At 73.4% G+C, this 7,475-nt stretch carries 5 protein-coding genes; 2 read left to right on the top strand and 3 right to left on the bottom strand.

The window, feature by feature from the left end; genetic code table 11:
* Positions 1 to 61: 61 nt before the first annotated feature.
* Positions 62 to 1,369, bottom strand: coding sequence for a glycoside hydrolase family 18 protein (locus tag NYZ98_RS10480; protein WP_380707239.1), 1,308 nt, complete (start codon positions 1,367 to 1,369; stop codon positions 62 to 64).
* Positions 1,370 to 1,505: 136 nt separating this feature from the next.
* On the bottom strand, positions 1,506 to 3,080 hold the full coding sequence (locus NYZ98_RS10475; protein WP_262842389.1) for an FAD-dependent monooxygenase: 1,575 nt from the start codon (positions 3,078 to 3,080) through the stop codon (positions 1,506 to 1,508).
* A 90-nt stretch (positions 3,081 to 3,170) separates the two neighbouring features.
* Between NYZ98_RS10475 and NYZ98_RS10470 the strand changes: the two genes are divergently transcribed.
* A complete protein-coding gene (locus NYZ98_RS10470; RefSeq protein ID WP_262842388.1) occupies positions 3,171 to 3,824 on the top strand; it encodes a TetR/AcrR family transcriptional regulator C-terminal domain-containing protein in 654 nt (217 codons plus the stop codon).
* Between the two features lie 81 nt (positions 3,825 to 3,905).
* Here the strand turns inward: NYZ98_RS10470 and NYZ98_RS10465 are convergent, their stop codons facing one another.
* Positions 3,906 to 4,367 (bottom strand): PPOX class F420-dependent oxidoreductase, encoded by a 462-nt coding sequence (locus tag NYZ98_RS10465; protein WP_262842387.1) that lies wholly within the window; start codon positions 4,365 to 4,367, stop codon positions 3,906 to 3,908.
* 192 nt (positions 4,368 to 4,559) lie between these two features.
* On the opposite strand from NYZ98_RS10465, the gene NYZ98_RS41355 reads away from it, so the two are divergent.
* Complete coding sequence (locus NYZ98_RS41355; protein ID WP_316249555.1) at positions 4,560 to 7,466, top strand: helix-turn-helix transcriptional regulator; 2,907 nt, start codon at positions 4,560 to 4,562, stop codon at positions 7,464 to 7,466.
* Positions 7,467 to 7,475: the final 9 nt, after the last annotated feature.

Below are 7,475 nucleotides of genomic sequence, written 5' to 3'. Positions count from 1 at the left end.
CCCCGGGGGGGGCCCCGCCCCGCCCCCCCCCACCGCTCGTCGCGTGGGTCAGGAAGCGCCGTCAGCGCAGGACGGTGTAGAGCGCCGAGGTGAGAGAGGCCTTGGCGTCGTCCCCGTCGATGGACCACATCATCGAGCCGCCGAGCCCCTTCAGCCTGATGTACGCGGCCTTGCCCAGCAGGCTCGCCGGGTCGTCGTAGGACCAGAAGTCGTTGCCGTCGTACAGCCAGACCGTGCCGGTGAGCAGGTCGCGGTACCGCTTGCCCGGCTTGCCCGCCAGCAGCTTGTAGTCCTCGGTGCCGGCCGCCCAGGCCCCGGCCGCCGGGCCGGTCGCGGGCGCGTACAGGCCGTTGCCGGTGGAGGTGACGCCCGTCCAGCCCTGCCCGTACGCCGGGACGCCGACCACGATCTTCTTCGCGGGGGCGCCGCGCGACAGGTAGTCGCGGACGGTGGTGTCGACGCTGTACTTGACCGGGTTCGGGTCCTTGCGGTCGGTGAGCAGGTTGCCGTTGTGGCCGGTCCTGTTCTCCCACGAGCCGTGCAGGTCGTAGCCCTGGACGGTCGCGAAGTCCAGGCTGCGGAACACGTCCCGCACCTCGAAGCCGGCGTCGATCTTGGCCGCGGCTGCGGGCAGGAACGCGGTGAGCTGGTCGCCCGCGTCGTGCGCCTTCAGTTGCCTGCGCAGTTCTGCGGCGAACAGCGTGAAGTTGTGCTTGTCCTCGGGACGGATGACGTTGCCGGCGTTGCCCTCCGAGCCCGGCCACTCCCAGTCCAGGTCGATGCCGTCGAAGACGCCCGCGCCGCTGCCCGGGGGCAGGTCGGGCAGGTCGCCCTTGAGCCACAGGCCCACGCAGGACGCGGCGAGCGCGCCTCGGCCCTCGGGGGTGGCGACGGCGTCGGAGAAGTACTTCGAGCCGGTCCAGCCGCCCAGCGACATGAGCACCTTGAGCCCGGGATGCTTGGCCTTCAGCTTCTTGAGCTGGTTGAGGTTGCCGTTGAGCGCCTGGCCTGGCGCGTCGGCGACGCCGTCCACGCTCTCCTCGGCGGACACCGGCCGCTGCCAGTCGGCCCACGGGTCGGCGGAGACGCAGGTGCCGTCGGCGGCCACGTTCCCGAAGGCGTAGTTGATGTGGGTCAGCTTGGCCGCGGCGCCGCTGGTGTCGACGTCCTTGACGTGGTAGTTCCTGGCGTAGATGCCCCACTGGATGAAGTACGCGACCCGCTTGAACCGGTCACCGCCGTCCGGGTGGGCCGCCGTCTGGGTTCGCGTGGGAACGGCGGTCGCCGCCGAGGCCCCGGCGGGTACGGCCACCGCGGCGAGGCCGACGGCGACCGCCGCCGCGAGAAGGTGCTGGAAAGGACGTCGCACGGCCATCTCCACATGCTGCTCGGGAAGCTTTATTCATAGGAAAGTTTCCTATAAGTTTTCACGGATCGTAGAGTCCCCCGTGCTGCCCGTCAATGCCTCCGCGCGCGCCCGGCGCGGCCCATCGCGTCGGCGCAGGTCAGCGCGGCGGCCCGAACCAGTCGCCGAGCGCGCCCCGGAGGGCGTCCCGGTCCGGCGCCTCGGCGGCACCGTCGCCGCCGTCCCAGGCGCGGACATCCCCGGCGCCGGCATCGTCCCCGGCGTCGGCGTCGGCGTCGGCGTCGGCGTCGGCGTCGGCGGCCCAGGCGACGTGCCCGTCCGGGCGGATGAGGACGGCGCCCGGCGCGGCGACCGCACCCAGGGAGGGGACCGCCCACGTGGCCGCCAGGGACCTGGCCTGGACGTGGTCGACGCGGTCCTTCCACGGGGCCGCGACCGCCCCGGCGCCGGCGCCGAGGTCCAGCAGCACCCCGCGCCCGGCGTGCAGCAGCTCGTAGACCCGCGTCTCGCCGGTGGCGGTCGCGATCCCGGCGTCGGGGACGCGGCGGCCGGCGAGCGGGTGGGCACCGGCCGCGGGATACCGCAGGTCCAGGGCGGTGATCATGCCGGCGAGGTGGGCGTTGACGTCGCCGAACCCGATCAGCTTCGCCATCAGCTCGCGCAGCGCCATCGTGTGCGCGTCGGTGCGCGCCAAGGCGGTCTGCGCCCGCGTGTTCGCCAGCACCCGCTCGGCGACCGGATACCGCTCGGCGTGGTAGGTGTCCAGCAGCCGCTCCGGGGCGTGGCCGCGCACCACCGAGGCGAGCTTCCAGCCGAGGTTCACCGCGTCCTGCACGCCCATGTTCAGGCCCTGCCCGCCTGAGGGGTAGTGGATGTGGGCGGCGTCGCCCGCCAGCAGCACCCGTCCCGACCGGTAGGAGTCGGCCTGGCGCGCCGCGTCGCCGAACCGGGAGATCCACCGGGGGCGCGACATGCCGTAGTCGGTGCCGGCGATCTCCAGGCACGCCTCGCGCAGCGTCTCGAAGGTCACCGGGGAGTCCGGGTCGGCGACGCGGTCGTGCTGGGTCGTCATCACGCGGTACCAGCCGGGCTCGAACCCGATCACGCTGATCGTGCCGCGCTCGTGCGGCTCCTGGAAGACCAGGCCGCCGGGCGGCTCGGCGAGCTCCACGTCTCCGAGCAGGGCGGTGAGCGTCGCCGGGGTGCCGGGGAAGCCGATGCCGGCGAGCTTGCGCACCGTGCTGCGCCCGCCGTCGCACCCCACGACGTACCCGGCCCGCGTCCGCCGCGTGCCGTCCCCCGGGGTGCGGACGTCGAGTTCGGCGGCGGTCGCGTCCTGGCGCAGGCCGGTCACCTCGTCCCCGCGCCGCACGCGCACGCCGAGCCGGGCCGCGTGCTCGCTCAGGAGCTCCTCGATGCGGGACTGCAGGATCTTCAGCAGGTACGGGTAGCGGGTCTCCATCCCGCTGAAGTCCAGCGGGATGGCCGAGAAGTGGCCGCCCGCCAGCGGCTCGCCCCTTTCCAGGAACGGCGCCGCCATCCCGCGCTGGTCCAGGACCTCGATGGTGCGGGCGTGGATGCCGCCCGCCCGCGAGTCCGGCTTGTGTCCCGCGAACCGCTCCAGCACCAGCACGTCGACCCCGGCCAGCCTGAGCTCGCAGGCCAGCATGAGACCGGTCGGCCCGGCGCCTACGACGATCACTTCCGCGTCCATGGCAGTCTCCTTAATGGCGTTAATCTAACGCTGTTAAGGATGGCTCGAACGATGTTAAGCTGTCAAGGTCAGCACGACAGAGAGGGACCGATGAAGATCAACGCAGAGGTCATCGCGCACACCTCGCTGCGGTTGCTCAACGAGGTGGGTCTCGACGGGCTCACCATGCGCGTGGTGGCCAAGGAGCTGGACGTGAAAGCGCCCGCCCTGTACTGGCACGTCAAGAACAAGCAGGAACTGCTCGACGCGATGGCCACCCTGGTGATGATCGAGGCGGGCGAGGGCCTGGAGTCGCCCCGGCGCGACGTCTCCTGGGAGGACTGGCTGCGCGAGTTGTGCCTGCGGCTGCGCCGCACAATGCTGCGCTACCGCGACGGGGCCAGGGTCGTCGCCGGCACGCACGTCAGCCACCCGGTGATCAGCCGGTCCATCGAGCTCACCCTGCGGACCCTGATGGACACCGGGTTCTCCCTGGACGACGCGGCGCGGGCCATGCCGACACTTCTGCACTACACCATCGGCTTCACGATCGAGGAGCAGGCCCGGCTCGGCGACGCCTACACCACGGGCGGGAACCCGTACCGCCCCGAGCTGATCGCCGAGATCATCGACGCCGACCGGCACCCGCTCACCGCCAAGGCCGTCGGCGAGATCTTCACCGACGGCGGCGACGCGCAGTTCGTCCTCGGCGTCACCACCATCATCGCCGGCCTCCGCGCCACGTGCCTGCCCGCCGGACGCTGAGCCGGGCGGGCTGCCCGGCCGGGCAAGGTGTCAGGCCGGGCAAGGTGTCAGGCCGGGCAGGGTGTCAGGCCAGGCAGGGTGTCAGGCCAGGCGGGCGGGGAAGCCGCCGGTGGCGACCGGGCCCCACTTCACCGGGATGATGCGCAGCAGCGACTTGCCCTGGCGTTCCATGGCCGCGCGGTAGTCGTCCCAGTCGGGATGCTCGCCGGAGATCGCCCGGTAGTAGTCGACCAGCGGCTCCATCGCCTCCGGCAGGTCGAGGACCTCGCAGGCCCCGTCGACCTGCACCCACGGCCCGTCGAAGTCATCGGACAGGATGACGATGCTGACCTTCGGGTCGCGGCGGGCGTTCTTGGTCTTGGCGCGCTCGGGGTAGGTGGACACGACGATCCGCCCCTGCTCGTCGACCCCGCAGCTCACCGGCGACGCCTGGGGCCCGCCGTCCCGCCGGGTCGTCAGCAGCAGCGCCCGGTGGCGGTCGCGGATGAAGTCGATCAGTTGTTCACGGGTGACCGGGTCCGCGGTCGCGATCTTCGGGCTCATGACCTCACCTTACGACCACCGCCCACGGCCCGGCGGGCGGCCCGGACTCCGGCGCGTGGATCAGCGGGCGACCGGCCCCCAGCGTACGGAGACGTCCGCGCGTGGATCAGCGAGCGCCCCCCGTGGATGGATCAGCGGGCGGCCCGGCCACCGCGTGTGGAAACGTCGGGGGCGGGTGGGATGCTGGGAGGCGTGACCGCGCATACGATCAGCCCCCTGTTCGTCGGGCGAGCGGACGAGCTCGGCGTGCTCGGCGAGGCGCTGTCCCGCGTGCGCGACGGCGCCGCGACGACCGTGTTCATCGGCGGCGAGGCCGGGGTCGGCAAGACCCGGATGCTGCGCGAGTTCACCGACCGCGCGGGCGACGCCCGCGTCCTGATCGGCGGCTGCCTGGAGCTGAGCACCGAAGGCCTCCCGTTCGCCCCCTTCACCGCCGTGCTGCGCAAGCTCGCGCGCGACCTCGGCCGCGACGGCATCGCCGCGCTGCTGCCCGGCGGCGGCACGCGCGGGCTCGCGAGACTGCTGCCGGAGTTCGGCGAGCCCGACGATGACGGCGCCGAGGCGCGCGCCCGGATGTTCGAGCAGGTCCTCGGCCTGATGGAGCACCTCGCCGAGCTGAAGCCCACCATCTTGATCATCGAGGACGCCCACTGGGCCGACCGCTCGACCCGCGACCTGCTGTCGTTCCTCATCCGCTACCAGCGCCCCGACACGCGCCTGCTTACCTTGGTCACCTTCCGCGCCGACGAGCTCAACCGCACCCATCCCCTGCGCCCGCTGCTCGCCGAGCTGGGCCGCATCGACTGGGTCGCCCGCATGGACCTGCGCAGGCTGAGCCGCCGCGAGGTCGTCGAGCAGGCGGCGAGCATCCTCGACCGCGAGCCCACCGCCCTGGACATCGAGGTGATCTACTCGCGCAGCGAGGGCAACCCGCTGTTCGTCGAGGCCCTGCTCAGCGGCGGCCTGGGCGAGGCCCTGCCCGACTCGCTGCGCGACCTGCTCCTGGCGGGCGTCGAGCGGCTGCCCGACGAGACCCAGGAGCTGGTCCGGGTGGCCAGCGCCGGCGGCGCGCGCATCGAGCACACCCTGCTCACCGCCGTCGCCGGCCTCGACGACGGCACCCTGTCCCGCGCGCTGCGCCCGGCGGTGGCCGGGAACGTGCTGATGGTCGACGGCGAGGGGTACGCCTTCCGGCACGCCCTGATCCGCGAGGCCGTCCACGACGACCTGCTGCCCGGCGAGCGCATCCGCCTGCACACCCGCTTCGCCCAGAGCCTGGAGCGCGAGCCGTCCCTGCTGCCCGCCCCGCGCGGCGCCATCGAGCTGGCCCACCACTGGCACGCCGCGCACGACGCCCCCTCCGCGCTGGTCAGCGCGTGGCGTGCCGCCGCCGCGGCGCGCAAGTCGACGGCGTACGACGAGCAGTTGCGCATGCTGACCAGGGTGCTCGAACTGTGGGACACCGTGCCCGGCGCCGAGGAGCTGGTCGGCTGCGACTACGTCGACCTGCTCCGGCAGACCATCACCGTGGCGCACCTCGCCGGGGAGTTCGAGCACGGCATCTCCCTGGCCAAGGCGGCCCTGCGGGCGATCGACAGCGACGCCGACCCCATCCGCGCCGCCCGGGTGCTGCGCCAGCGCGGGCTCGTCCGCTACGACCTCGGCCGCGCCGGCCACCTCGACGACCTGCGGGCCGCGGCCCGCCTGGTCCCCGCCGTACCGCCGACCGCGTTGCGCGCCCAGATCCTGGAGAACCTCGCGCGTGCGCTGCACGGCCCCGACACCTGGGCCGAGCGGGAGGCGCTGGCCGAGGAGGCCATGAGCATCGCCCGTGTGGTGGGCTCCCTCGACATCGAGGCCCACGCGCTGATCACGCTCACCTGGTCCCGCTGCCGGTTCTCCGACATGGACGCGCACATGGCCGCGTTCGCGAAGGCCCGGGAGATGGCCAGGGAGGCCTCCACCTACAACGGGCTGATGCGTGCCGCGATCTCCGAGTCCGACGCGCTGGAGGGCTCCGGATGGCACGAGGAGGCGGCCAAGGTCGCCCGCCGCGGCATCGCCGACGCCCAGGCGTACGGGCTGGAGCGCTCGTCGGGCGCCTTCCTGTCCATCAACCTGGCCGAACCGCTGCTGTCGCTCGGCCGGTGGGACGAGGCGCTGGAGGTCATCGCCCGCGCCATGGACGTCGTGCCGCCCGCCCCCTACCGCGCGAGCCTGCAGGGCCTGGCCCTCGACATCGCGCTGGCCAGGGGCGACCTCGACCGGGCCGACACGCTCTTCCGTGCCACCTCCGCCGAGATGGCCCTCACCCTCTTCCGCGACCAGACCACGCTCCCGCACCTGCGCAGGGAGATCGAGCTGAGCATGGTCCACGGCCGCGACGACGAGACCCTCGCGCTGGTGCGGCGGGTCCTGTCCGATCACGACCCGGCCAACAGCTCCCGTTACGTGTGGCCGCTGCTCGTCACCGCCGCCCGGGCGGCGGGCCCGCTGCTTCCCGAGGTGCGGGCCCTCGCGGGCACGCTCGACGTCGAGGGCGTGCAGCAGGAGGCGCACCGCCTGACCTTCGCCGCCGAGGTGGCCCAGGCGTCCGGGGCGCCGGACCGCGTCGCGTGGGAGCGCGCGGTGAGCGCCTGGTCGGCGCTGGACCAGCCGTACGCGGAGGCGTGGTCGTTGCTCGGGGCCGCGCGCGCCGCCGTCGCGGCGGGCGAGCGTGAGGAGGCGGCCGAGCGGCTGTCCCGCGCGGCCCTCATCGCCGGGCGGCTCGGCGCCGCCCCCCTGTCGGCCGAGATCGGCTCCCTGGCCAAACGGGCGCGCGTCTCCCTCGCGGCCGACCCCGGCGCCGCCCCGCCGGGGTCCCCTGGGGGGCCCGACGGCGAGGAGGCGGGGCTGGGGCTCACCGCCCGCGAGTACGAGGTGCTCCGCCTGGTGACCGACGGGCACAGCAACCGCGAGGTGGCCGGTGAGCTGTTCATCTCCGCCAAGACGGTGAGCGTGCACGTCTCCAACATCCTCGCCAAGCTCGGCGTCTCCTCCCGAGGCGAGGCCGCCGCCACCGCCCACCGCCTCCACCTCTTCGACGGCCCCCCGGCCTGACCCCCGCCA

It is taken from the genome of Sphaerisporangium corydalis, assembly GCF_025506355.1.
Lineage (GTDB): Bacteria > Actinomycetota > Actinomycetes > Streptosporangiales > Streptosporangiaceae > Sphaerisporangium > Sphaerisporangium corydalis.
Note: the sequence above shows the minus strand (reverse complement) of the source record. Positions and strands in the feature narration are given on the sequence as shown.